Below are 25,866 nucleotides of genomic sequence, written 5' to 3'. Positions count from 1 at the left end.
CTGCCCCATAATCTAACAAAGTAGTGTTTATTTAAATTTATATAAAAACCTTTAATTGTAAAGATTATGAAAACAACCAACCAATTTTTTTCAATTTTATTAGTGTTTCTTTTGGTATTTAGTACTTCAACTATTTTAGCACAAGACGAGGCCCCTAAAGAACCCAAGTATCTTACCGCAACCACAATGTATTGGAATAAAAATTATGAAGGCACGCCTGAAGAGTGGCGAGCAACTGAGAAAGAGTATTTGGAGAAAGTAACCAGTAAAAATGAACATATTATGTGGTCTGGTTATTTTACCCATCTTTTTACAGAAAATAGTAATGAGGTTATTTATGTACAGAACTACCCAAGTTGGGAAGCCATAGAAAAAGCTGCAGCTAGAAATGCAGAATTAGAAAAAGAAGCTTGGCCAGACGAAGAAGAGAGAGAAGCATTTTTAGATAAAATGAATTCAGCTTATTCTTATTATCATTCTGATGAGATTCATGTTATATTGCCTGGAGCTAAACATATGGAAAGTCCAATGGAAAAGGATATGATACTATATTTAAGAGTTAATAAGATGGCATTTCCTGAAGATGGATCTATGGACGAGATTAAAGGTTTTATGAAGAAAGTAAGAGAGGAAGTGATTAGTAAAAATGAGTTTATGAAAGGGTATTATCCATCTATGCATGCATGGGGCTCAGATAAACGCGATATGACAGAAGCAGTCCTTTTAGACTCAATGGCAGATTTAGATAAAATGTTTGATAGACATATGGAGTTGATGAAAGAGGCTTTTACAGAGGAGGAAGGTAAAGCTTTTGGTAAATATTTTAAAAGTCATGGAGATTATTTATATACAGCTATCAAATTGTAAATTGCTATAGTTGATAATTGATAGGAAAGGGGAGTTTTATAGCTCCCCTTTTTTTGTAATCTTTTAAGTGGTTGTTACAATTTAGTTTATTATTGCAAAAACAAAAATATGAGCGTATTAAAAACCCTAATAGAAAGAAGTAATAATACCTGCGAATTGTGTGGTTCTGTTGAAAATTTAGAGCAGTATACCATTCCACCAGCTTTAAATGAAAATGTAGAAAATGATATATTGGTTTGTAGCATCTGCAAAAATCAAATAAATGGCGATGAAGAAATGAATCCAAACCATTGGCGTTGTTTAAACGATAGTATGTGGAGTGAATTTGTTGCAGTACAAATAATGGCTTGGAGAATACTTCATAGGTTGAAAAAAGAAGGATGGCCCAAAGACCTTTTAGATATGATGTATTTGACAGATGAAGCTTTAGCTTTAGCAAGAGCAACAGGTGAAGACAAAGACCCCAGTGAGAAAATTATCCATAGAGATTCTAATGGGGTTGAATTAAAAGTAGGAGATTCAGTAGTTTTAGTAAAAGACTTGAAAGTAAAAGGATCTAGTATGGTAGCTAAACAAGGCACCGCTGTTAGAAATATTAGGCTAGACCACGAAAATGCAAAATATATAGAAGGTAAAGTAGGTGCGCAACAAATAGTTATTGTAACAGATTTTGTTAAGAAAATTTAGCTGTTATTATCATTGTTAGGGTCTTTTTTAAACCAACTAAAACCAAAGGGTAGTAATAAAAAAAGAAAAAAATAGCGACCTGTTAGTATCCCAAAAGCAGTTATTATCAATGATATTATTAAAATGATATATAGATACTCTTTTTTCATAGTAGCAAAATAAGTTGAAAATGCTGATTGTTTAAAAAGACCAGATTAAAATCCAAACTTATATCCATTTAAAAGTTGATTTTATCGATTAAATTAAAGAATTTACTTGTAATATTCTTAAGTTTATGATAGCAATCAGTAGATTGTTCTCCCTCCAGATTTATTATTAACCTTTTATATTAGCTTGTTATGGATTTAAAAATTACCAGTTTTAATACTTTTTTTGAAATTAATGGTGTCTTAAACAGAAATACTTTAAGTTTATTTCAAAAAGAATTCAACCAAATTTTTGACAGAATAGATAATCTTACCATTAGTCTTGAGGGCTTGGAGAAGATAGATCGTTACGGTGTTAAAGCTATTGCTCAATTAAATCAAGAAGCGGTTTCTAGAAATAAAAGTTTGTCTATTGTAGGTTACGGTTGTAAAGATTTGTACAATTATTTTACAAACGAATCTGCAGCTTAATTATAACGCATTTTTTTGATTTTTAAAGAAGGCATCTACATGTAATTGCATGAGTTCTCTAGCTTTGTTGCGTTTGTAATTATATAGTGCCTCTTCTTGTTCTATATCGGTATAAATTCTATCGTTAATGGCGTTATCAGTATTTAATTGCAGTTTTCTTTGATTTTTATTTTGGGTTACTACAGTTTTAATGGCTGTTTCTTGGTCTTCTAGTTTTAGATCGTACGAGCCTTTTGGAGACAATAGTTTCGCGAAAATTGGTGATGTTTCAATAGCCAAGAATAAAAGGAATATAAAAAATGAAGGCAACCATGGCAAGGTTCCTAAAGCGTTTACACGAGCCATTAAACCATCAAAATTATTAATGATTGGTTGCGAATCTAAAACCTGAGTATCGTAGTCTGCTTTAAGTTGAGCAATCTGTGTTTCAGCATCATTTATCTTCGATTTATTTTCGATTTTTAGTGCTTGTAATTCTGCTAAAAGCGCATCATGTTTCTCTCTTTTCTCTTTATAAACAGGTCCTTTTCCAACTAGTTTTGTTCCTGCTGTTCCCTCAGCTTCAGCAATATAAGTATTGTATAGCTGGTTTACTTCAGTTTCTTTGGCGTTTATTTGTTGGCGTAAAGATTCTATATCATTGTTTAATGCTTCTATTGAAGGTGTAAATTGTTCTGCTATTTGGTTTTTATTGTTGAGTGTTAATTGGTTTTTTTGCTCTAATAAAACCTGGTTTATCTCTTTTTCAAATATTTTTAATTCTAAAGGTTTAGCAATAACCACTGCTATAATGATGGCTAAAATTATTCTGGGTGTTGCTTGAATAAATTCGTCTATAATGTTTCCAGTCTTTTTGATAGTTGAAACTATATAGCGGTCAAGATTAAAGATTAGTAACCCCCAGATTAATCCAAACACAATAGCAGTGAAAAGGTTGTCAAAAACGGTAAAAAGCGCATAACTAGACGCTATAAAAGCCATTAAAGCTGTGAAAAAAACGGTAGCACCAATACCTGCATATTTATTTTGTTCGCCTTTAGAGCATTGATTTAATAAATCTGTGTCGGCTCCTGAGCAAATGATGAAGAATTGCTTTAACATGATTTGATTGTCTTTTGATTGATTGATTGACTATTAGAACGTTAAAGCAGATGTTTTGTTACATTTTTCACTAAAAAGTTAAGCTTTTTTTGATCTAACACCTTCAATAACAACTGTTACCATAATAAGAGTGCCTCCAATGAAAGTATTGAGTGTGGGAACTTCATTAAGGAAAATAAAAGCAATAACAATTCCACAAATGGGTTGAGCACTCCCTATTATACTTGCGGTACTCACAGAAAAGTATTTAAGGCTTGTTATAAATAATGAATGCCCAATAGCTGTTGTTACTAATCCTAGAAGCAATAGGTAGGGAAGTTGCGATTGAATGTTACTCGTGTCCATACTAAAGAGTACTGGTAATAATGCCAAACTTACTACTAAAGATTGCATCATCATGAGTACGGTGCCATTATAGACGTGCACATGACGCTTTAATATTAAGTTTCTTATGGCATAACACAATGCTGAAAACACTCCAAATAGAATGCCTTTCACATAGGTGCTTTTAAAATTAAATTCTGGAGCTAGAATATAGATTCCCAATAACACAAATAGGGCTAATAGAATGTGTATTGGGTTGAACTTAGATTTTGTGAATAAGGGTTCTAATAATGCTGTGATTACAGGAAATGTGAACATGGAAAGCATGCCAATGGCTACATTAGATAGTTTTAAGGCATAAAAATAAGTAACCCAATGTGTGCCCAATAACAATGAGCTTAATAACAATGACGGAACATCTCTTTTAGATCTTATTTTAAAACTGAATTTTTTATATCGACAAAAAATATAAAGAAATAGTGCAGCCAGTGCGCTTCTAAACCAGATAATTATAGGTGTTGGGAGTTCAATATACTTACCCAACGCGCCAGAAGTACTTATAAAAATAGTAGCTAATGCCAGTAAAAGAAGGTAATTGTTATGGTGGTTTTTCATTAAGATATTCTTAATTGTAGGCGCAAAAGAAACTTGTTTTTATTTATGTAGTTCTGTGAAATATTTATAAAAATAAGGTATGGTTTCTATGCCTTTAAGGTAGTTCCAAACCCCAAAATGCTCGTTTGGAGAATGAATAGCGTCACTGTCTAAACCAAACCCCATTAGGATAGTTTTGCTTTTGAGTTCTTTTTCAAATAATGCTACAATAGGAATACTACCACCACTACGTTGTGGAATTGGAACTTTACCAAAAGTTTCTGAGTAAGCTTTAGAGGCTGCTTGATAACCTAAGCTGTTTAATGGTGTAACATAACCGTTACCACCATGATGCGGTTTTACTTTAACTCTCACACCTTTTGGGGCAATACTTTCAAAATGAGACTTAAATAGTTTTGTGATTTCTTCCCAATCTTGATTTGGCACCAAACGCATGGAAATTTTAGCAAAAGCTTTGCTCGGAATAACCGTTTTAGCTCCTTCACCAATATACCCGCCCCAAATGCCATTAACATCTAAGGTAGGTCTAATAGAGTTTCTTTCGTTGGTATTGTATCCTTTTTCTCCATAAACAGATTCAATATCCAATGCTTCTTGATAGGCTTTCAAAGAAAAGGGTGCTTTTGCCATTTCTGTGCGTTCTTCTTTTGAGAGTTCTTCAACATTATCATAAAATCCAGGAATGGTAATTTGATTGTTTTCATCGTGTAATGACGCAATCATTTTGCTTAAAATATTGATAGGGTTAGCAACGGCACCACCATACAGTCCAGAATGTAAATCACGGTTAGGTCCAGTGACTTCCACTTCAACATAACTCAGACCTCTTATGCCGGTAGTAATTGAGGGTGTGTCTTTGGAAATCATTCCAGTGTCAGAAATTAAAATCACATCATTTTTTAATCTTTCGCGGTTTTCTTTTACAAAGGCTTCTAAGTTTTTACTACCAACCTCTTCTTCGCCTTCAATCATAAATTTAACATTGCAGGGTAATAGGTTGGTTGAAGTCATAAATTCCATAGCTTTTATATGCATAAATACTTGACCCTTATCATCAGAAGCTCCTCTTGCAAAAATAGCGCCTTCTGGGTGTGTTTCCGTTTTTTTGATGATGGGTTCAAACGGAGGTGAGTTCCACAAATCTAAAGGATCTGGTGGTTGTACATCGTAATGGCCATAAACTAAAATTGTAGGAAGGTTTTTGTTTAGTATTTTTTCTCCATAAACAATTGGGTAGCCTTTGGTTTTACAAATTTCAACATGTTCACATCCTGCTTTTTCTAAACTTAATTTTACCGTTTCTGCAGTTTTTAAAACATCGTTTTTAAAAGAGGAATCAGCACTGATAGAAGGCATTTTTAAAAGTTCAACTAACTCATCTAAAAAGCGTTGTTTGTTTTCTTGTATGTAATTTTTAACAGCATTCATATTGAAATATTTTGTTGTAATCAAAAGTATAAAAAAGAATGTTTTTTAAAGGTAGAAGTTTGCAATTTAAAACTATTGATTATATTTGCATCCCGATTCTGGTTAGCTATCGGGAATCAACTAGCGGATGTGGTGGAATTGGTAGACACGCTAGACTTAGGATCTAGTGCCGCGAGGCGTGGGGGTTCGACTCCCTTCATCCGCACCAATTTAAATCGTTAATGAGTTGTGAAACAGCTTTTTAGCGATTTTTTTGTTTTTTAAATCCCCTGAAATCACCCCTGAATTTTGTTTCTAATCAATTTTTGTGAAGAATAAATGCTTCTCTGGTTTCAAAATGAGCAATTGAAGTATGAGCTCCTATATTGCTAAGATAAGGAATATATAATTAACCCACCTAAGCCTATCCAGATTCAATCTTCCCACATTTTCAACAAACAAGCTTCACCTACTCAAATATTAAGTAGACTCATTTCATTGTTCAGGATAAAAGCTTAAAAAAACTCCAAGTTAAGAATAATTCATTTTAAAAAAGTCTGTGGTTTAAAAAGTTCATTTTTTCGAGATGGGGTACCCAACAAATCGTATATATTGACTGCTTTATATAAGACGGTGGGGTACCTCCTTTTCAAAAACAATTATTTTCAAAATTAGCATTCTTCAAAAAAAAATTTCTAATTTTTGCAGACCTCGGTTTTCATAGCTTGATTACATCCAATAACTAACCGCATGTCATCGCTTGTATATGTTAGTATTTTTCACTAATTCTGAAGAAATTTTCTATTATGACCATAAGGACAGACATCCAAAATAAAATCTCTCAGGTTCTAAATGAGCTTGAAGATGATATAGAAGAAACAACCAAGGAAGCCACAATTATTTTACGCTATCATAGAGGTAAGCTTATGAAGCACTTAAATAATGATACTTTGGATAGTGAAGAATTTATAGAGAGCGAAGAAAAATGGGACAATATTGACAACAAGCTTAAGTCATTGAACCAAATCAAAAAGATTCTAGTGTCTCATAAGAACAATCATGGTGTAATAGAAGATTTGGAGGCATTGGATAAAGAGCTTACAGAATATGTTGACATCGCTAACGAAAAGAAGCTTCATATCATTGAAGAAACTTTTAGATATTACGGGGATAAGTTACCTAAAGAGGATACGTCAATTGAAGACCTTATAAAGCTCAAAATCAAAGAAAGCAGCAATTCTCAATTCATAAAGGAAACCTTCTTAAAAGCCTGTCAAAACCTCGATGCATCCATATTCGAGCCACTGATTGATGAAGACCAATACTTTGAGGAATTAGACAAATACCGCTTCCTGCAATCCATGAAGGAGCAGTTTGATTACCTAAAAGAAATTGGTGTGGAGAAAGTACATATAGCTATTGGAACTTGTAAAATGTGCTATACTGGAGAGAAGGTCTATGAGTTTTATAAAGAACCTAAAAAAGGTAAACCAGCATTCGCCTATAACATCCAAGAAAAAGATGGAAATATTAAAGATATTTTCAGATGCAATTTTAGCGATGGATATGAAAGGGATGCACGAAACAATAGAGACCCTGATATTGAATACTTATTTTAAAGCATAAACTCTCAGTTAACCAATTAACTAAAATTTAATGATGATTTGAAAAGGGGCTTTTTATACCTGTTCTTGTTGCTCTTGCCATTTATTATTGTGGTTACAGTAAATGAGTTGGTTAGACCGACTATCAAAGATAAGGGGTTTGAATTAAGAGGTGTAAAAGCTATTAATACTGATGAAGCTTTAACCGATAGATGTACTTGGTACTGTTATAAAGAAACCTCCAGCCATTGTAAAGTAAATCATGCCACATTCCTAAAACCTTATTTTAAATTCATCGACCCAATATATTTCGGAATCATTAAGTCAATGCACTCTGGGGGTAACTACCAGTTTATGAACATTATTTTCCTAGTGATATTGATACCGCTATTAATATTTGTATTGATGGTTAGAGCCATAGAAATGGGCTATAGAATTAAAGCTTTAAAAAAGAACTTATAATGGATGCAGTGAATGAAATCTTTGTATATCTGACCGATTTCGTACTGAATTTTGCAAACCTATTAGGTATTTCCTACTATGAATTGAATGCCATCATTTTTTGCCTAATATACCCGCTTGCACTGTCAATTTGTCTGGTGATTTTTATTAGAAATTGGTATGTTCTCAAAAAGTTTCATTAAAGTGATTCTGTAATACGCATATACTTTAGGGCGGAATTAGGTTCAAAATAGGGCTAAAAATAGCCTTATTGACGTAGGCTTTGTTTCCGATACACACAAATAATTCACAATATCATGACAACACAATTTTCTATTAAAAGGGCTTTCTTAGACCTTCTTTTTATTAAAAGCCAAATACACAAACTTTTTGGAAATGATGAAAAGTATAAGAGCTTAGTCTCTTTGATGATGTCCAAAGATTTTCTGGAATCCAATGAACCTTTACCTACTATGAAGTCTATTGAACAGACCTTAGGGTTAAAACCTCATAAGTTGAGAAAACTTATTCATGATTTGTATGAAGAAATGTTTGGAAATGAATTGAATCATGCATTGAAATTTAACAAGCTGGAAATCTATTTCGACCTGCATTATTTCGAAGGTCAATACGGCTATTTCAAATGTAGTGATTTGGCATTTATACCCAGAGTTGGAGAAAACATGACTGTCCCATTTTTAAAAGCCAAAGTTGGCACAGACTATTTCTATGTAGATAGCATTCGGCATTCACTTGAAAACGATGTCCAGAGAATCGACATTAGATTAAACTCAGGGTTTTACAATAAATACTTTCACTATGAAAAATACAAAGCATACGAGCAGAGAAGAATAAGCTTAAGTGATTTATTCCGTAAGCATGATTTGAATTTAAAAGACAAAATGGACTTATTTTGACCTTTACCCACTAGTCAGGATAGAAATACTACATTAATTAATCTATAGGTTTTTACAATAAAGTTTTTAACTTTAGAGCCTCCCTCAATTTAATAGCAATATCTCTCAAAATTTACAACAATGTTTTATGTGACTATTGTCATAAAATACATATGTTGATTAGTTTAATTTTAATTTTTTAATAGAAAATAATATTAATTTATGGAATTTTTTCTTGGACTTGAGCTTTATATGCTAATTGTATTTGGGTTATTATTCTTGTGGATTGTATTTTCTACTTATTACGTTTTTAGGGCATATAATAAGGGGGTGGAGAAAGTGATACCATATGTTTACGATAGTATTCCATCAGTTTTCACAACAATCGGTGTTTTAGGAACATTTATAGGTATATACTTTGGATTAAGAGAGTTTGATGTAGAAAATATCACAGAAAGTATCCCACCACTATTAGAGGGACTGAAGACAGCTTTTACCACCTCTATTTTAGGTGTTTCTCTCTCTTTGATTTTTGGAAAAGTTTCTCAAGTAGTATTAAGATATTCGGAAAAAAAAATGCCTCCAAAGCCTACAGGAGAATTGGCTGCCTTTCAAGAAATTATTGAAGTTTTGAAAAATTCGCAAAAGGATATGAATAATAATTTTGAGATTTTACATTCTTCTATTGTTGATGAGAGCGAATACAGTTTATCTACACAGATAACAAAATTAAGAAATCAATTTACGGATTTGGAGAAAATAAGTAGTCAACAAAATGAAGTTTTAACTAAAGTTCATAATTCTTTAGGTGGGGATGGAGAAACTAGTTTGTTAACCCAATTTCAAAAATTGAGAGCGGAACAGAATGATTATTCTAAAAAGCAAGAAAAGAATGTTGATTTGATTGTTGAGTCAATGTATACCAATAATGAGTTGATTAGACAGAAGTTTGATGAGTTTTCTGATTTATTGGCAAAAAATAACACTGAGGCATTGGTTGAAGTAATGAAAAGAGCTACTGAACAGTTCAATGAACAAATGTCTTCTCTTATCGAAAAACTTGTGCAAGAGAATTTCAAAGAATTAAATAATAGTGTTCAAAGAATGAATGATTGGCAAATAGAGAACAAAGAAATGATAGGTGAACTAACCAATCAGTTCAAGGGAGTGTCTGAAAACTTTGCAATAGCTTCAGTTTCAATAAACGAGATAACAGAAAATACAACAAAATTAACTGATGAAAATAGTCATCTAACTAAGCTTATTGAAGAACTTCAGAAAGTGATGATTGAAGACACTAAGTACCAAGAGATAACAAGTCAATTAACTTCAGCTATTAATACTCTAAAGGATAATACAGAAGCTTTTGATGAGACCACCAATAAGCTGAACGACTGGGTTAGAAATCAGATGAACTTCTCAGATAGCGTAGCAGTTTTGTTGTCTAGACTAGAAGAAATAGATAAGATAAAAGATATTAATGAAGTATTCTGGGACGGAACCAAGAAACAGCTCAATGAGGGAGTGGCGGTAGTAGAGAGGGCTAGTAAAAGATTGTCAAATGACTTAGAGAGCATAAATGACGAATTTTATGCAAGACTAAATGACACCCTTCAAAACTTGGATACTTTGATTCAAAGAATCATTGCAAACTATAATTAATTTTGGTTATGTCTGAATTTGGAAAGAACAATAAAGATAACGTTTGGATTTCATTTTCCGATATTATGACTGGACTTATGGTAATATTCATGTTTATTGCCATTTCATATATAGTTGAAGTTCAAAAAAAACAAAAAGAGCGGGATATAATCTTTGAAGAATTTAAAGCGACCAAAGACCAACTATATTCTGAATTGAAGGAAGAGTTTAAAGATGATTTTAAGGAATGGGATGTAGAACTCGATAAGGATTTATCAATAAAGTTCACTAACCCAGATGTTCTGTTCAGCCTTGGAAAGGCGAATATTAGGAAGAAATTTAAAAAAATATTGGACGAGTTCTTGCCTAGGTATTTTGACGTTTTAATGCAAGATAAGTATGCTGATAAGATAGCCGAGATAAGAATAGAAGGACATACAGATGAAACTCCTGCTTACAATTATGATATAGACCCATATATTGGAAATATTAAGCTTTCTCAAGAGCGTTCAGCTGAAGTATTAAAGTATTTCCATAGAATGGAATACTATCAAAGCTTGGATGTGTTTGATTTAAAAAGATTAGAGTTTTGGTTAACAGCCAATGGGCTATCCTATGGAAGGACTTTGGATGCAAATAAGGAGTTGACAATATTAAGTGGTAATAAGCCAAATAACGAGATTTCAAGAAGGGTTGAGTTTAGGATTGTAACTACCAGTGAATCTCTTGTAGAAAGAGTTATAAAAGAACTTGAAAAATAATGCTTTATCAATTCAGTAAATTAAATTCTAAGCTAGATAGTTTAGGTTTTCCTAAAATTGAAGGAGGAAGTGGCTTTCAATTAATAAAGGGAGTTAACTTTGAAGAAGCTTTTCGTGCAGGAGATATTTCTTTTGAAACTAATGGTATTTATTTAGAATATGAAGGTAAAAAGTATAGAGGATACATGTTTATTGATTTGTATTATGTTAATTACAATGGTCAACCTACTAAATATCCCAAATTTCATTTAGTTAAATGTAAAACAATTCAAGATTTTATTGATAGAGGTAGATTTAATCAAAGATACATCTGGTCTAATGCCGATATGAATGACATTACAGATAAGCAATCTAGAACTGTGCATAAGGATGTAGTGTTAGACTTGTGCCACAATTGTAGTGAAAAACTTTTAACTAGTGATACTCTATTTGAGGAAGGAATCCATGAATATATAAATGACACGCATGACTTTCATGATTTATTAGATAAGTCTGAAACTGAAGGAGAACAAATTGAAGTTGATATTTTTGGTTATGTAAAGGGAAAGGAAAGGATTAGTAAGGCTTACAGAGCGAAGATGAATTATACATGTGAAAACTGTGGAATAAAAAGCAAGGGTGGAATGGATAAAAGGTGGTGGCATACTCATCATATTGATGGAGATAAAACACATAACGATGAATCTAATTTAGAGTGTCTTTGTGTGCTGTGTCACGCTAATAAGGATAGTAGGCACCAAGAAAACTTTGCCGTAAATAGAATGAAAATTGAAATAGAACATTTTATTAAAAAATATCGTAAGAACTTACAGGAATTAGGAAATCCATACTTAGTAACATAATAAATTTTAATGATGCGAAAAATCGAATTGAACATTTTTGCTTGATTAAATTATTGTTAATAGAATTTTCTTTTAAACATTTTTGATTTAATAGATTTGTGCAATAAAAAAATGACGAATGAAAATTATCATACCAATCAATATAATTAAACTGTTGTTCAATTGTTTAGCGAATAATTATACTAAAAAGGATATTGTAGAAAAAGTCACGGAGTACTACATGGTCAATTCAATTAAGCCATCGGTTAAGGTTGAAAAAAATTATATTGAAGTTGATATTAAAATAGACGAGATTAATGTTCAAAAAGATAGATTTAATCATCTTATTCGTTTATGCGAAGGAGATGAACTTGAAGATGCTTTAAAATTAGCAAAAGAATTGGTTGACGAATACCCAAGTGTTTCTGAATATAATAGATTACTTGGTCAAATTCATTCGGATATAGGAGAACAAGATGAGGCTATTAACGCACTAATTGACTCTTTGAGATGGAATCCTGAGAATGAATGGGCATTGCTTATGATGGGCAATATCTTTGTAAAATATAAGAAAGATATAGAAACAGGTTTATTATATTATGACCAAATATTAGAGTTGAATCCTGAGAATTATATTACTCTAAATAATGTTGGGGCAATATTGATACAGAATAATAAAAAATCTGAAGCTCTAAAATTTTTCGAGAAAGCATTAGAAATTAACCCTGAGTATCCTAATACCTACTTAGCCATGGGTATATTTTATGAGGGTGAAGGAGAATATTACAAAGCATTTGATTTTGGACTCAAAGCTTTGAAGTATTCAAAAAAGGGTGATGAAGTTTATGTTAATGCTGAATCTTTAGTAAATCATTCAGCTAAACAATATTCTAATGTATTTAAAACTGATAAAATAGTTAGTCAGTTTATTGAAGATTTAGTGAAAAGAGGGGGCAATAAGATAAATATTTTAAGTGATGATAGCATTAACACTGCAGCCAAAATTGAATTCGCTGAAAATTATGATAGAAATTATCACTTAGTAAAATATAACCCAAAATATGAAGCTGTTTCTCATTTGGTTCTGCATGAATTAATGCATCTAGAGTTGGTCTTGGATGCTAGGGAGGTAAACGGAAATTTTTTATTTACTACAAATGAATCTTGTAAAGCAAAGTTTAAACAGTCTTTAAAGAAGTTTTCAAGTAGCTTGCTTAAGAAGGGTATTCCTAAAGAATCAGTTGATAAATTTTTAAGTAGTTTATTTGAAGGTATTAATAACCAAGTATTCAATACTCCTATTGACTTGTTTATAGAAGACAGTATATATGCTAGATATACAAAGATTAGACCTATTCAGTACCTGTCCTTACTTAGGTTAATAAAAGAAGGTCTTGTAGGAACAACTAGAAAGGATATAGTTGATAACGTGCCAAAATCTGTATTGACTTCATCTAAAATTTATAATTTGGTTAACGCCTTTCATTTTAGAACTCTGTTTAATATTAGTCTTGTTGATGAATTTAAGGCAACAAAGCTTGAATTAAATACGGCTGAAAGTCTTTATCAGGAGTTCAATGAATATAAAAATGATAAAAAAGGGGGAGAAGAGTATGAAATTATTCAGCATTGGGCTGAAGACTTGAAACTAGATTCATATTTTAACCTGATTCCAGAAGAAGAACGAAAGAGAAAGACAGTTGATGAAGTTGTTGATGAAGTAAATGATGACCCTTACGGATTGAATGAGCAAGACCTATCTAGTGATAGGAAAATGAAAAAATTTCTAGATGAGCATTCAGGAGATAATATCAATAATGCTGTTGTAATGTACATGATTGATGCATTGAATTACTTTAAAAATTTTCAGAAAGAAGAAGTTAAGAAAATAGCATTTGAATTGGCTACTTTAGGAATGACAGGAATTGACCCAAAAAAGAAAGGGTATTCCGTACCCTCTATTCCTAATAGTAATTTTAGTGGATATAAAACACTATCTTACTACTATGTAAGTTGGGCTTTAGCAATACCCGAAATGCTTAATGGTTTAAACATGCCTTTTGATAAAGAGTACGATTTAGCAAATAAAATGATTAACTTATAATCTATGAGTGATTTAAAAGTGACAATTAAGAAGTTAATTGAGTTCAGGAATGAACGTGATTGGGAGCAGTTTCATAATTCTAAAGATTTGGCTTTAGCAATTTCTATTGAAGCAAGTGAGTTGTTGGAATTGTTTTTATGGAAGGGAAATGAGGATTTTAGAAGCGAAAAACTAGAAGATGAGTTGGCTGATATATTTTCCTTTGCTCTTTTACTGGCTGAAAAACATAATTTGGACGTTTCTGAAATCGTAGAGAAGAAAATCTTAAAGAACTCTCAAAAATACCCTGTCTCCAAAGCTAAAGGAAATGCCAAGAAGTATAATGAGTTCTAGTTCTTATGGAGGAATTGATACCTACTGATTTTGTAATTAATAAATATCTATTTGATAAACTATATATCAGCCAAATAGAGGACGACTACTATACTCAAAATTTATATCCAATAGTTTACATACTTTATGATTTAAACACTTCTATAGCTTATGTAGGAGAGTCTACAAGTGCATTAAGTAGAATGCAGAACCATTTGGCTCACCCTGAGAAGTCAAAGCTTAAATATGTTTATATAATATCTAGTAAAACCTTTAATAAGTCCGCAACATTAGATATAGAATCAAACCTTATAAAGTATATGGTTGCTGATGAGACTTTTATTCTTTTAAATGGTAATGCTGGTATTGCAGACCATAATTATTTTCAGAAAGATAAGTATTTTCAGGTGTTTGAAAATATATGGGAGAATTTAAAATTAGAAAAGGTTGTTACTAAAAACATTTTGGATATAGACAATTCAGACTTGTTTAAATACTCTCCTTATAAATCCTTAACTCAAGACCAACATTTAGCAATTCGGCAGTATTTGAATATCTTACTCAACAAAGATACTAGTACTGTATTTGTAGAGGGTAGTGCTGGAACAGGGAAAACTGTATTGGCAGTATATCTTATTAAGTTATTACTTACTAAGTTCGATTTAGATGATTATGAAGATTTGGAAGGAGACACTTTACAGGAACTTGAATTGGTTCAAACGATTCAAGCTAAAAAAGAGGAGTTAGTGATTGGTCTAGTTGTCCCTATGGTATCACTTAGAAAGACAATTAAAGAGGTTTTCAAAAATGTTAAAGGACTAAAGGCAAATATGGTTATAGGTGCGTCAGAAGTCTTAAAAAAGGATTATGATGTTTTGATTGTGGATGAAGCTCATAGACTTAGAAGACGTTTTGGTATAACAAACTATAGAAGTCATGATAAGAACAACAGAGCTTTTGGGTTAGGAGAAGAAGGAACAGAACTAGATTGGATACTTAAAAGTAGTAAACACCAACTATTGTTTTATGACCAAGCACAGTCGATTAGACCAAGTGATGTTGATAAGAATTATTTCTTAGAACTTAAGAATTTGCAAGATACTGAGATTATTAGATTAACATCTCAATTAAGGTCGAAAGGAGGTGTTGATTATATAGATTTTGTAGATGATTTGTTAAACACAAGACTTAGTAAATTAGAAGGTAAGGGTGAGTTTAAAAGTGACCAATACGACCTTAAAATATTTGACTACTTACCTGATTTGATTAATGAATTGAAGATAAAAGAGAAGGACTATGGACTGTGTAGAATGATGGCTGGATATAGTTGGAAATGGGTTTCCAAAGAATCTGACATTCCTGATGCAGTAATTGATGGTGTAGAATTAACTTGGAATAGAGTGCCTCATGATTGGATTAACAGTACGGATGACTTAAATGAAATAGGTTGTATACATACTACTCAGGGTTATGACCTTAATTATGCTGGTGTGATTTTCGGCAATGAAATTAAGTATGATAAAGATTCAGGAGAAATTATAATTGATAAGGCTGAATATTATGACTCAAAAGGAATGGTTGGGATAAGTGATATTGAAGTACTTAAAGACTACATTATAAATATATACAAAACACTCATGTATAGGGGTATAAAAGGGGTTTATATTTATATTTGTGATAAAGGTTTGAGGGACTATTTTAATAAATTTATAGGCACTCAATAATAGTCTTCAAAATAGAGTATTCAATTCAGGATAATCAACTTTAGAAATTATATCAGGTCTATTGCTTTCTTTATGAGAGTTGATGACATCATGACTTACAGAATAATATTCAAAACCTCTAGTTTGATGTACTTGTATTTCATTTTTAAAATCTTCCTCACTATTTAATTGAAAGAAGTATTCAACGTCTTGAGGTTCAAAAGCAAAGGTCATACGTTTATGAAATTGTCCGATAAAGTCATCGCTATCGGTTGTGAGCATTGAAGCTGTTAAAATGCCTCCCTGCTCCGTATAATATCCCAAAACACCAAATAATTCATCATTTGGTCTTCTTACTAACATTGGGATTTTATTCTTGTTAGAAGCAGTATAGACCTTAAACATTCCATCAACAATAAACACACACTTGTTTCCTAGTATAGCATCCTTTTTCCAATATGGCGTTCTGGCTTCAAATAGCGATTCTATTCTAGTATTGACACATCCTCCTCCAGTTTTCTTCCAATATCCCATTATGTCTTCTGAGTTTGGGGGAGCTATACTCCATGTAGCTAACTGAATTTTTTCAGGCTCTTGCTCAGTGATAACCATCATCTGGGGACGTTGGAAACCGTTTACGTGATAATAGGTTGGTATATAATCCGAATCAATAACATTAACTCCAAAATCATTTTTAATAGTTTCCCTGTTTTGTTTCTTTTGAGAAGTATGATAACACATAACAACTGGATTAGAATGTATTAAAATTACGTATTTTTGACCATTTTATCCAATGATTCTAATTGAACACCCAATGACTGAAACATTTGGGCTATACTGCTTAGTTTTAACTCTGTTTCGTCATACTCCTGAGTATTAATACAGCATGTGTACTCCCAAAGCTCTAATATATCCTTTTTGTGAACCTGATAGGGAGGATAGATAGTATTGTCAGATTGCAGGATGAAATGTTCATCGTCATCTTTATCAATTATAATTCTTTTATAAACGATTCCTTCATCATTGGTTAGTAATATATAGGTCTTACCGCTTTTTACATCATTAATGTCTTCGACAAACCTTCCAACAATGTATGAACCATCTTTTACAGGCAGCATAGAATCACCCTTTATTGGGAAGGTGCGATGTTTACCAGTTGGTAAAAAAGGGAGTTTGATTCTATCCAATTGTTCTATGTATTCTGGGTCATCATATCCTGATAAATACCCTGCTGTAGCTTTTATTGGCACAACTTCAATTGTATCCTCATTGTTATCATCTACCATGATAGGGAATAAAACCCTATTATTAGCGATTTCAATAAAGGACACATCTTTTGTTTTTCTTAAATCAACCTTTATCAAAGTATCTATAGGAATTTTGATATAATTAGAAAGCTCGACCAGTTTTTCAATAGATGGCTCTGTCCTACCAGATTCAAATGACATAACCATTGACCTAGACCATTTAAGCTCCTCTGCCAAATACTCCTGAGTATAACCTTTTCTTTCCCTTATGTAACGTGTGTTTGATGCTATAAAATTCATAATGTTTCAAAATTAAACAATAATTGTTTAAAAATGAAACTAATTTTGTAATATGATTTTGAACTCTCACTCATATTATAGTTTAAGGTACGGAACAATAAAGCCTATAGAGCTTCTTTTCCTTGCAAATAAGGGCGGTTATAGAACTTTTGTACTTACTGATATAAATAACACAACGGCTTGCTTGGAGTTCATGAGATTAGCTCCCAAACACAATATCAGACCACTTATTGGTGTGGATTTTAGAAACGGAGCTAAACAGGAGTTTGTAATGATTGCAAAAAGCAACATAGGGTTTCAGAATATTAACACCTATCTATCGAGTTTTCTGCATCATAATAATTATGAAATACCGAACAAGGCTGATGAGTTAGAGGATGTTTTTACCATTTATCCCTTCGAAAAATATTATGGTAATACTTTAAAGCAAAATGAATATTGGGGAGTTAAGACAAGTGATTTGAATACTATTAAGCTTTTGCGTTTCCAAGGGGATACAAGCAAATTGGTAATTTTAAATACAGTCTCATTTATTGATAAAAAAGGATTTAACACTCATCGACTTTTAAGGGCAATTGACAACAATACTTTACTAAGCAAACTATCTGTAAGTGAAACAGGTTCAGAAGACCATAAATTCATTTCTAAGGAACAGCTATTAAAGGTTTATCAAGATTACCCTTGTCTAATTGAAAATACTCAAAGGTTATTAGACTCCTGCAATGTAGTTTTTGACTTTAGTGGACAAATACCAAATAACCAAAGCTCGTACACTAACAATCAAGTTTTAGATTATAAGCTTTTAAAGAAACTAACTTATGAAGGATTAAAATATAGATATGAGGTTGTAAACAATAAAATACTTGACCGTATAGATAAAGAGCTTAAAATCATAAAAGAAAAATCATTTGTTTCCTATTTCTTGATTAATTGGAAAATTTTAAAGTATGCTAGAAGCAAAGGGTATTTTTATGTTGGTCGTGGCAGTGGGGCAAATAGCATTGTAGCCTATCTGCTTAGAATTACGGATGTAGACCCCATTGAACTGGATTTATATTTTGAGAGGTTTATTAATCTATATAGAACTAATCCACCAGATTTTGATTTGGATTTTAGCCATAGGGACAGGGATGATATTACCAAGTTTATATTCAAGACCTTTAAGAATACTGCTCTGATTGCTGTTTATAACACTTTCAAATACAAAGCATCAGTAAGGGAATTAGGAAAGGTTTTTGGACTCCCAAAATCTGAGATAGATATTCTTAGTTCAGGTCGTTATAACTATCAAACACTGGATAAGCTTTCCCAATTGGTTATCAAGTATAGTAAGTACATTGAAGGGTTTCCAAACTATTTAGGAATTCATGCAGGGGGTATCATTATTTCAGAAAAATCGATACACTATTACACAGCTACGTTTATGCCTCCAAAAGGGTTTCCAACGACTCAATTTGATATGGTGGTAGCTGAAGATATTGGACTTTATAAGTTTGATATACTAAGTCAAAGGGGACTTGGAAAAATAAAAGAAGCTGTTGAAATTGTCAAGTACAATCATCCAGATAAAAAGGCAATAGATATTCATGATATTAAGAGGTTTAAGCAAGATGCTAGAATTAAGTATCTATTAAAAAATGCTAAAGCAATAGGCTGTTTTTATGTGGAATCGCCTGCCATGCGTATGCTTTTAAAAAAACTTCAAGTCGATAATTATTTGGGTTTGGTGGCTGCCAGTTCCGTCATAAGACCAGGGGTTTCAAAGTCTGGGATGATGCGAGAGTATATTTTAAGATATAGATACCCAAACAGGAGAAAAGAAGCCCATCCATTTTTATTAAATATCATGCCAGATACTTATGGGGTAATGGTCTATCAGGAAGATGTGATTAAGGTTGCCCATTTTTTTGGAGGGCTTAACCTTGGTGAAGCTGATATGCTAAGACGAGGCATGTCAGGTAAGTTTAGGTCAAGGGAGGAGTTTTTAAAGGTTAAAGAGCAATTCTTTATTAATTGTAAAACAAGCGGAAAGGACGAAGCCCTTACAAAAGAAATATGGCGACAAATTGAGAGTTTTGCGGGTTACGCCTTTGCAAAGGGGCATTCAGCGAGTTATGCTGTAGAGAGCTATCAGAGCTTATTTCTTAAGGCTTATTATCCTCTGGAATATATGGTTGCTACCCTTAACAATGGAGGCGGGTTTTATAGTAGGGAATTATATATACACGAAGCCAGAATGAATGGAGCTATTATTCAAGCTCCCTGTGTTAACAAAAGTTTTGGTCAGGCGGTTATATATGATAAGGATATTTATATAGGCTTTTTGTTCCTACAATCATTTGAATCCAAGAACTCTAAAAGCATTATCGAAGAGCGTTTAAAAAATGGGGAGTTTAAGTCGTTGGATGACTTTATTGATAGAGTACCTATTTCAATGGAGCAAGTAGCGATACTAATAAAAATCAATGCCTTTAGGTTTACTAGAATAAATAAAAGGGAACTCTTATGGGAAGCTTATACGAAGATTAATAATATCACATTTGAAGAGCATAGAATCACATTATTTAAAGCAGAAAGAATTAACTATAAAACCCCAGAATTACCATCAACTAAATTGGAGGACGCATTTGATGAATTAGAGCTTCTTGGCTATCCATTATGTAATCCATTTAAACTGCTCTTAAAGCCTCTTAAAATGATTCTGAGAGCAAATAAATTACCTCAGTTTGTAAACTATGTTATTGAGGTCGTTGGTTATCTAGTTACAACTAAAAGAACCACAACTTTAAATGGTAAATCCATGTATTTTGGAACTTTTTTGGATTACTATGGTGATTTTATTGATACCGTTCATTTTCCACCTATTGCATCAAAATTCCCATTTAGAGGTAAGGGCATTTATAAAATCAAAGGAAAGGTTTTGGAAGAGTTCGATTGTATAAATATTGAAGTCGTAGAAATGCATAGACTAGCCATCATTGAAGACCCTAGGTATTCTGATATTGAAACCAATCAAAAGGCATCATGAACCATGAACGCTCTATAGTACATATGGATTTGGACACTTTTTTTGTGTCCTGTGAAAGGCTATTGGATAGTAAACTTATTGGCAAGCCTGTACTTATAGGAGGCACATCCGATAGAGGGGTCGTAGCTTCGTGTAGTTATGAAGCAAGACGTTTTGGGATTCATTCGGCAATGCCTATGAGGATGGCAAAACAGCTTTGTCCAGAAGCCATTACATTAAGAGGCAATTCGGGGATTTATACAAAGTTCTCTAACATGGTTACTGAGGTTATAAAAGAAAGTGTACCGCTTTATGAAAAAGCTTCTGTTGATGAGTTTTATATTGACCTCACAGGAATGGACAAATTCTTTGGTTGCCATAAACTAGCATCAGAAATCAGACAACGAATCATCAAAGAAACTGGACTACCTATTTCGTTTGGCTTATCTATTAACAAAACCGTTTCTAAAATAGCCACTGGCGAAGCAAAACCCAATAACCAGATTCAAATACTAAAAGGCACTGAGAAACCTTTTTTATCTCCATTATCAGTTAGAAAAATACCTATGGTTGGAGAAGTAACCTATAAATCATTATGTGATTTGGGAATAAAAAGGATTAGAACTGTACAGGAAATGCCAATGGAAATGATGCATAGGGTTTTAGGCAAAAACGGATTGAGTATATGGAAAAAAGCAAATGGAATAGATAATACTCCAGTAATTCAATATCATGAAAGAAAATCTATATCTGTAGAACGCACATTTGATAAAGACACAACTGATGTTAGAAAACTAGAAAGCATTATAACTGCAATGGCTGAAAATTTAGTTTACAAGCTAAGACAAGGAAATAAACTAACAGCTTGTATAACTTTTAAAATTAGATACACTGATTTTCAAACCTATACCATGCAAAAAAGAATCCCTTTCAGTTCAGCCGACCATAAAATAATCCCTGTTGTCATGGAATTATATAAGAAGTTGTATCAAAGGAGATTGTTGGTTCGTTTGATAGGGGTAAAATTTAGTCATTTGGTGGAAGGTGGTTATCAAATTGATATTTTTGATGATAATGAGAAGGTGATTAACCTTTATCAAGCCATGGATAAAATGAGAGAACGTTATGGGGATAGGGCTGTTATAAGGGCAAACGGAATGGAAGCAAAAAGCATAGGTAGGTGGAACCCTTTTAATGGAGAACCACCTCCTTTGTTGGCTAATAGGAGGAGGTAAAATGTCTTCTGTACTTATTGGAGAGGGTAAACTAAGCTTGTTATCCACATCCTAAAATTGGAACAATTTTAATAAAAGGCAGGAAAGGCAACTCAAATTTATAAGTTTAGTATGGTAAATAGCTTTGTTATTCTTTATTAAAAGTATAGTTATTTACTAATTTAAGTTACTCTTCTTACCTCTCTACAGTAATAAAGCGTTCCAATAAAATAAGTATAAACTGACAATAATCATTTAACAGATAAAATCTTACAACTACTTTAGGAGCTTAGAACTTAAGTTAGACTATGGGTAAAATAATAAATAGTTATCAGTGCATCGGCATTGCAGGGAACTAAAGTGGTAAATTCTTATTATATATATTTACCAGTAATTTGGACGAAACTATGAATATAGAACAAAAATTAATTTTGAGAGTTGACGAACTAATCAAAAAAGCTGATTATGTTTTAGCAAGCACTTCTTCAGGCGGAGGCTCAATTTCAATTTCGACTGTAAACAACGAAAGATTTAGCGAATTTAGAAATGCATCATTATCTTTTATTGTTAATTTATATGGAGAAAATCATCCATATTTTAAAGACTTTAATAATAGATGTGCAAGAACATATCCAAGCGAAACCAGAACTGGACGTGGAATTCTGAATGCAATAAAATCAGAAATAGAACAAGGTTGGGTGAATTCATTACGAAATTTGATTTCGGCAGAAATATTTACCGATTTTATGGAGATGGCTGAATATTTGTTGGAAGAAAATTATAAAGACCCAGCAGCGGTTATGATTGGAAGCGTACTGGAAGAGCACTTAAGGCAACTATGCAATAAAAACGGGATTGATATTACAGTAGTAAAAAACGGAAAGGAGGTGCATAAGAAAGCTGATTTACTAAATTCAGAACTCACTAAATCTGAAGTTTATAACAAATTAGACCAAAAAAATGTTACAGCCCTATTGGACTTAAGGAATAAAGCTGCACATGGGCAGTATTCGGAATATACTAGGGAACAAGTTGAACTCATGCTGCGAAACGTGATGGACTTTATGTCAAGAAATGAAATTTAAAAAACTACTGAAAGCAATGTATCCGAGGAGAAAAATAAAATTAACATTACTTTGTATGTTATTAGTTACAAGTGTCTTTGCGCAAAAGGTAATTGAAATGGAAAAATTAAATGGAGTATATCAGATTCCATGCAAAGTAAACGGCATACCGATGAAATTTATTTTTGACACTGGAGCATCTGATGTATCCATATCCTATATTGAAGCAGGTTTTTTACTGAAACAAGGATTGTTGAAAGAGGACGATGTTTTAGGCAGTGTTAACTATAAAATGGCAAACGGTGAAATTCGTGAAGGAACGAAAATCAACTTAAAGTCTATAGATATTGGAGGAACACTTTTAAGTGACATAAATGCGACAATAGTTCATAATTTGGAAGCACCTCTGTTGTTGGGTCAAACTGCGATTGATAAGTTAGGCGCATATACCATTAAGGAAAATCTACTAATTTTTAATGACAACAATGAAGAATTATCTCTGGAGGAAAATGATAAAGGCTATTCAAGATTGATGAACTTTTTGGTTAAAGAAAATTTAATCGAATTTGTGCCAACATCAGAATTAAAAGATAATCATGATATTAAAAATTTGGTAAAAAAATTAGATTCGTTAACTACATTAAAAAATAAAGACAACCCTATTACACAATACGAGTTAGGTGCTTCTTATATGAAACTGTATCATGAAATCGTTCAAGTAATTGATAAATCAAAGGCAAAAGAAGTGTTTTATAAAAGTGTTTATCTGCTAGAACAGGCATGTAATAATAAAAGTGAGGATGCTTGTTATGAACTTGGTGAAAATTATAGATTTGCTGTTGTTGAAAATGGTACAATAGACAGTAAAAAATCAATATATTGGTATAAAAAAGGAGCTAATTTAGGAAACTCTCTTACAAGTTCGGCATGTTCTCATTCACTTGGACGTTATTACAAAAATTCAGGTAAAGATGATGAGGCTTTTTATTGGTTCCATAAAGCTGCCGTTGCTGGACAAAATGACTCGTACAGTGAATTAGGTGATTGTTATTATTATGGTGAAGGGGTTTCAAAAGATTATGAAAAGGCACTATATTGGTATGAAAAAGGAGTTTTGCCAAACTATAAAAAAATGGGAGATATATTTTATTATGGTGGTTATGGGATAACAATGGATTTTGGAAAAGCAGTAGAATATTATGAGAAAGGTGCTGCTAATCGATACTATGGTTCTAATACAATGTTGGGACAGATGTATTATTTAGGAGAACATTTTAAAGTAGATAAAAGAAAAGCTTTCTTGCATTACGAAATTGACGCTAAAAAAAATGGACATGACCATGCATATTATATGATGGGTCTCATGACTTATAACGGTGAAGGAATATTAACCGATAGAAAAAAAGGTTTCAAGTATTATTACGAAGCAGCTTATAGAGGACATTCAGCGGCTCAATATCAAGTTGGTGTTTCTTATTACTATGGATATGGCACAAATATAGATAAAGCAAAATCTGCATCTTGGATTGAAAAATCATTTGAGAATGGGTATGAAAGAGCTAAGGAATTTTGGGATAATAAGCAGTTATGGATATATAAAGAAGATTAAAAACGTGTGGCAACAACTCGTTCTATTTAAAGGACAAGTAATGTTCAAATAATTTTATATTTATTGAAAATTAAAGCACAGAAAGAGAAGACAGGATAAGTTTTTTATTTGCTCTTTTTAAGCAGTCTTTTTTAATTCATTATTTTTAAATTCTCCGCTCCAGAATTCCTTTTTCAGTCTTGGACAGATTACAAAGAAGTTTTTCAAGCACACATAAAATTCCTCTTCTAAGATTTCAACATAATCTTCAGTGGTCAAAATACTATCATGAGTAGTAAATAAAGGTATTTCAGGGTGTTTTAAGGCTATTTCTTTGGTGCAATAGTCTAAGACAAACGCAGCTTCAATATTCTGCATTAGAATAGGGAATTTAGATTTATCTTTAGACTTTAACTTCTTTAATATTTCTCCTACTTCTGGATAAGTTTCATTAAATACTTGAACAATTTTTTCATTGTTCCCTGATGAACTATATAATATCCGCATTATGGCTTTTTTAGCAGCATCCCTTCTGCTCTCAAAACCTTTGGTTGAACCTTTCTCCAATAGATAAATATCATCTACATTAGAGTACAGCAAACCCGATTTATAGAGGACATCACCAAAGGAGCTATAGAACTCTCCCGATAAAACTTTATTTATAAAACCTTCCAAACCCCTAGCATTATCATTTGGGTTGAACATTATAGAGGAAGAAAAGCTAGGTGATTTTTCAAGTAAATGGGAGGCATTAGCTTGGTGATTTATTAATCTGTAGATTATGGATGCCAAGATGAAGGGCTGACTTGAAGTTATGTCTAGTGAGATTAATGGTTTGTCGTTGTATTTTATGAAGGGTCTTAGGTCTCTTGATATAGAGGTTAGTAAGCTGTGTAGCCTGTTGTCTTTGCCTTCCCTGCTGTATATCATGTTGTTGTCGTTTATTTTATCAATTATCATCTGACGGCAATTTCGCTCCTCAATTTTGGAGCCAGTGTAAGCTTTCTTTATGTAGTTTTCCGCACTTTGAACATCAATTTCAAATAAATCGGACTTGTCCAGCCAATTAGTTAGATGCCCTGTACTTTCTTTGGCATTTTCCATTCTCTTTAGATAAAACTCAGCTCTTTTTTTGCAAAAATCTTTGTTGGCAGGAATAGTAAAACGTTGTGCTACTTGTTTTCTGTATTTTTCTGTCAATCGGTACTGTTTGCAGTAGTGAAGGTCAGGACTATAACTTGGATTCTCTTCGAAAAACTTAAAATCGACCAGAAAGTCCATGTATTTTTCGTTCTGACCAATAGGTTTAATTAAATCTGAGCAAATCGGCACCCAGCCATTGTGATATTCATCTTTTCTTTTACTGTGAATATATGTTGGTAGATTGGCAAAATATGAGGCTACAGGAAGACTTAATTTTTTTCTGCATAAGATAGTTTTATTATAGACCTCCAATTTCTCCTTTAAATCTGTCATCATCCCTTTTGAAAGCCAAACGTGAATTTCTTTGTCATTTATATTAACTATCATAAGATTAAGTATTTA

22 protein-coding genes and 1 tRNA gene are annotated in these 25,866 nt (G+C 32.4%); 17 read left to right on the top strand and 6 right to left on the bottom strand.

Annotated elements, in window-relative coordinates:
• The first annotated feature begins 66 nt into the window (after positions 1–66).
• The 3 genes from E1J38_RS02420 (at position 67) to E1J38_RS02410 (ending at position 2,171) form a co-directional block, all read left to right on the top strand.
• Positions 67–867, top strand: a complete 801-nt coding sequence (locus E1J38_RS02420) for a hypothetical protein (RefSeq protein ID WP_133354256.1) — start codon at positions 67–69, stop codon at positions 865–867.
• 108 nt (positions 868–975) lie between these two features.
• Entirely contained in the window at positions 976–1,554 is a 579-nt protein-coding gene (locus E1J38_RS02415; protein ID WP_133354258.1) for a PhnA domain-containing protein, read from the top strand.
• Positions 1,555–1,892: 338 nt separating this feature from the next.
• Positions 1,893–2,171 carry an STAS domain-containing protein gene (locus E1J38_RS02410; RefSeq protein ID WP_133354260.1) on the top strand — a complete coding sequence of 93 codons (279 nt, stop codon included), beginning with the start codon at positions 1,893–1,895 and terminating at the stop codon, positions 2,169–2,171.
• Here the strand turns inward: E1J38_RS02410 and E1J38_RS02405 are convergent, their stop codons facing one another.
• The 3 genes from E1J38_RS02405 to E1J38_RS02395 form a co-directional block, all read right to left on the bottom strand.
• A complete protein-coding gene (locus E1J38_RS02405) occupies positions 2,172–3,272 on the bottom strand; it encodes a DUF4407 domain-containing protein (protein ID WP_133354262.1) in 1,101 nt (366 codons plus the stop codon). It abuts the gene before it with no gap.
• Between the two features lie 78 nt (positions 3,273–3,350).
• Complete coding sequence (locus tag E1J38_RS02400) at positions 3,351–4,211, bottom strand: DMT family transporter (protein WP_133354264.1); 861 nt, start codon at positions 4,209–4,211, stop codon at positions 3,351–3,353.
• Between the two features lie 39 nt (positions 4,212–4,250).
• A complete protein-coding gene (locus E1J38_RS02395; protein ID WP_133354266.1) occupies positions 4,251–5,639 on the bottom strand; it encodes a dipeptidase in 1,389 nt (462 codons plus the stop codon).
• 123 nt (positions 5,640–5,762) lie between these two features.
• Between E1J38_RS02395 and E1J38_RS02390 the strand changes: the two genes are divergently transcribed.
• The 10 genes from E1J38_RS02390 to E1J38_RS02345 all read left to right on the top strand — a co-directional run bounded on the left by E1J38_RS02390 (position 5,763) and on the right by E1J38_RS02345 (position 15,922).
• Positions 5,763–5,847: transfer RNA gene (locus E1J38_RS02390), tRNA-Leu, on the top strand.
• Between the two features lie 577 nt (positions 5,848–6,424).
• The gene (locus tag E1J38_RS02385; protein WP_133354268.1) at positions 6,425–7,237 is read left to right on the top strand and encodes a hypothetical protein; all 813 of its coding nucleotides are present in this window, start codon (positions 6,425–6,427) and stop codon (positions 7,235–7,237) included.
• 45 nt (positions 7,238–7,282) lie between these two features.
• A complete protein-coding gene (locus tag E1J38_RS02380) occupies positions 7,283–7,684 on the top strand; it encodes a hypothetical protein (protein WP_133354270.1) in 402 nt (133 codons plus the stop codon).
• Between the two features lie 296 nt (positions 7,685–7,980).
• Complete coding sequence (locus tag E1J38_RS02375) at positions 7,981–8,580, top strand: hypothetical protein (protein ID WP_133354272.1); 600 nt, start codon at positions 7,981–7,983, stop codon at positions 8,578–8,580.
• Positions 8,581–8,781: 201 nt separating this feature from the next.
• The gene (locus E1J38_RS02370) at positions 8,782–10,221 is read left to right on the top strand and encodes a hypothetical protein (protein WP_133354274.1); all 1,440 of its coding nucleotides are present in this window, start codon (positions 8,782–8,784) and stop codon (positions 10,219–10,221) included.
• Positions 10,222–10,229: 8 nt separating this feature from the next.
• Positions 10,230–10,961, top strand: a complete 732-nt coding sequence (locus E1J38_RS02365) for an OmpA/MotB family protein (RefSeq protein ID WP_133354276.1) — start codon at positions 10,230–10,232, stop codon at positions 10,959–10,961.
• Positions 10,961–11,803, top strand: coding sequence for an HNH endonuclease (locus tag E1J38_RS02360; protein WP_133354278.1), 843 nt, complete (start codon positions 10,961–10,963; stop codon positions 11,801–11,803). The genes E1J38_RS02365 and E1J38_RS02360 overlap by 1 nt, the downstream gene beginning before the upstream one ends.
• A gap of 118 nt (positions 11,804–11,921) precedes the next feature.
• On the top strand, positions 11,922–13,886 hold the full coding sequence (locus tag E1J38_RS02355; protein WP_133354280.1) for a tetratricopeptide repeat protein: 1,965 nt from the start codon (positions 11,922–11,924) through the stop codon (positions 13,884–13,886).
• Positions 13,887–13,889: 3 nt separating this feature from the next.
• Entirely contained in the window at positions 13,890–14,219 is a 330-nt protein-coding gene (locus tag E1J38_RS02350) for a nucleotide pyrophosphohydrolase (RefSeq protein WP_133354282.1), read from the top strand.
• A gap of 5 nt (positions 14,220–14,224) precedes the next feature.
• Entirely contained in the window at positions 14,225–15,922 is a 1,698-nt protein-coding gene (locus E1J38_RS02345) for a DUF2075 domain-containing protein (RefSeq protein WP_133354284.1), read from the top strand.
• A 6-nt stretch (positions 15,923–15,928) separates the two neighbouring features.
• Here the strand turns inward: E1J38_RS02345 and E1J38_RS02340 are convergent, their stop codons facing one another.
• The gene (locus E1J38_RS02340; RefSeq protein WP_133354286.1) at positions 15,929–16,642 is read right to left on the bottom strand and encodes an SOS response-associated peptidase family protein; all 714 of its coding nucleotides are present in this window, start codon (positions 16,640–16,642) and stop codon (positions 15,929–15,931) included.
• 26 nt (positions 16,643–16,668) lie between these two features.
• The gene (locus tag E1J38_RS02335; RefSeq protein ID WP_133354288.1) at positions 16,669–17,448 is read right to left on the bottom strand and encodes an XRE family transcriptional regulator; all 780 of its coding nucleotides are present in this window, start codon (positions 17,446–17,448) and stop codon (positions 16,669–16,671) included.
• A gap of 52 nt (positions 17,449–17,500) precedes the next feature.
• Here E1J38_RS02335 and E1J38_RS02330 point away from each other — a divergent pair, with 52 nt between their 5' ends.
• The 4 genes from E1J38_RS02330 to E1J38_RS02315 all read left to right on the top strand — a co-directional run bounded on the left by E1J38_RS02330 (position 17,501) and on the right by E1J38_RS02315 (position 24,342).
• On the top strand, positions 17,501–20,476 hold the full coding sequence (locus tag E1J38_RS02330; RefSeq protein ID WP_133354290.1) for a DNA polymerase III subunit alpha: 2,976 nt from the start codon (positions 17,501–17,503) through the stop codon (positions 20,474–20,476).
• Complete coding sequence (gene dinB, locus E1J38_RS02325; RefSeq protein WP_133354292.1) at positions 20,473–21,690, top strand: DNA polymerase IV; 1,218 nt, start codon at positions 20,473–20,475, stop codon at positions 21,688–21,690. The genes E1J38_RS02330 and dinB overlap by 4 nt, the downstream gene beginning before the upstream one ends.
• A gap of 410 nt (positions 21,691–22,100) precedes the next feature.
• Entirely contained in the window at positions 22,101–22,754 is a 654-nt protein-coding gene (locus E1J38_RS02320) for a hypothetical protein (RefSeq protein WP_222428227.1), read from the top strand.
• Complete coding sequence (locus E1J38_RS02315) at positions 22,744–24,342, top strand: retroviral-like aspartic protease family protein (protein ID WP_133354296.1); 1,599 nt, start codon at positions 22,744–22,746, stop codon at positions 24,340–24,342. The genes E1J38_RS02320 and E1J38_RS02315 overlap by 11 nt, the downstream gene beginning before the upstream one ends.
• Positions 24,343–24,459: 117 nt before the next feature.
• Here E1J38_RS02315 and E1J38_RS02310 read toward each other — a convergent pair whose 3' ends face one another.
• Complete coding sequence (locus E1J38_RS02310) at positions 24,460–25,851, bottom strand: hypothetical protein (protein WP_133354298.1); 1,392 nt, start codon at positions 25,849–25,851, stop codon at positions 24,460–24,462.
• Positions 25,852–25,866 lie beyond the last annotated feature (15 nt).

Source organism: Seonamhaeicola sediminis, assembly GCF_004358095.2.
GTDB lineage: Bacteria > Bacteroidota > Bacteroidia > Flavobacteriales > Flavobacteriaceae > Seonamhaeicola > Seonamhaeicola sediminis.
The sequence above is the reverse complement of the archived record's forward strand: the minus strand, read 5'-3'. Positions and strand labels throughout refer to the sequence as shown.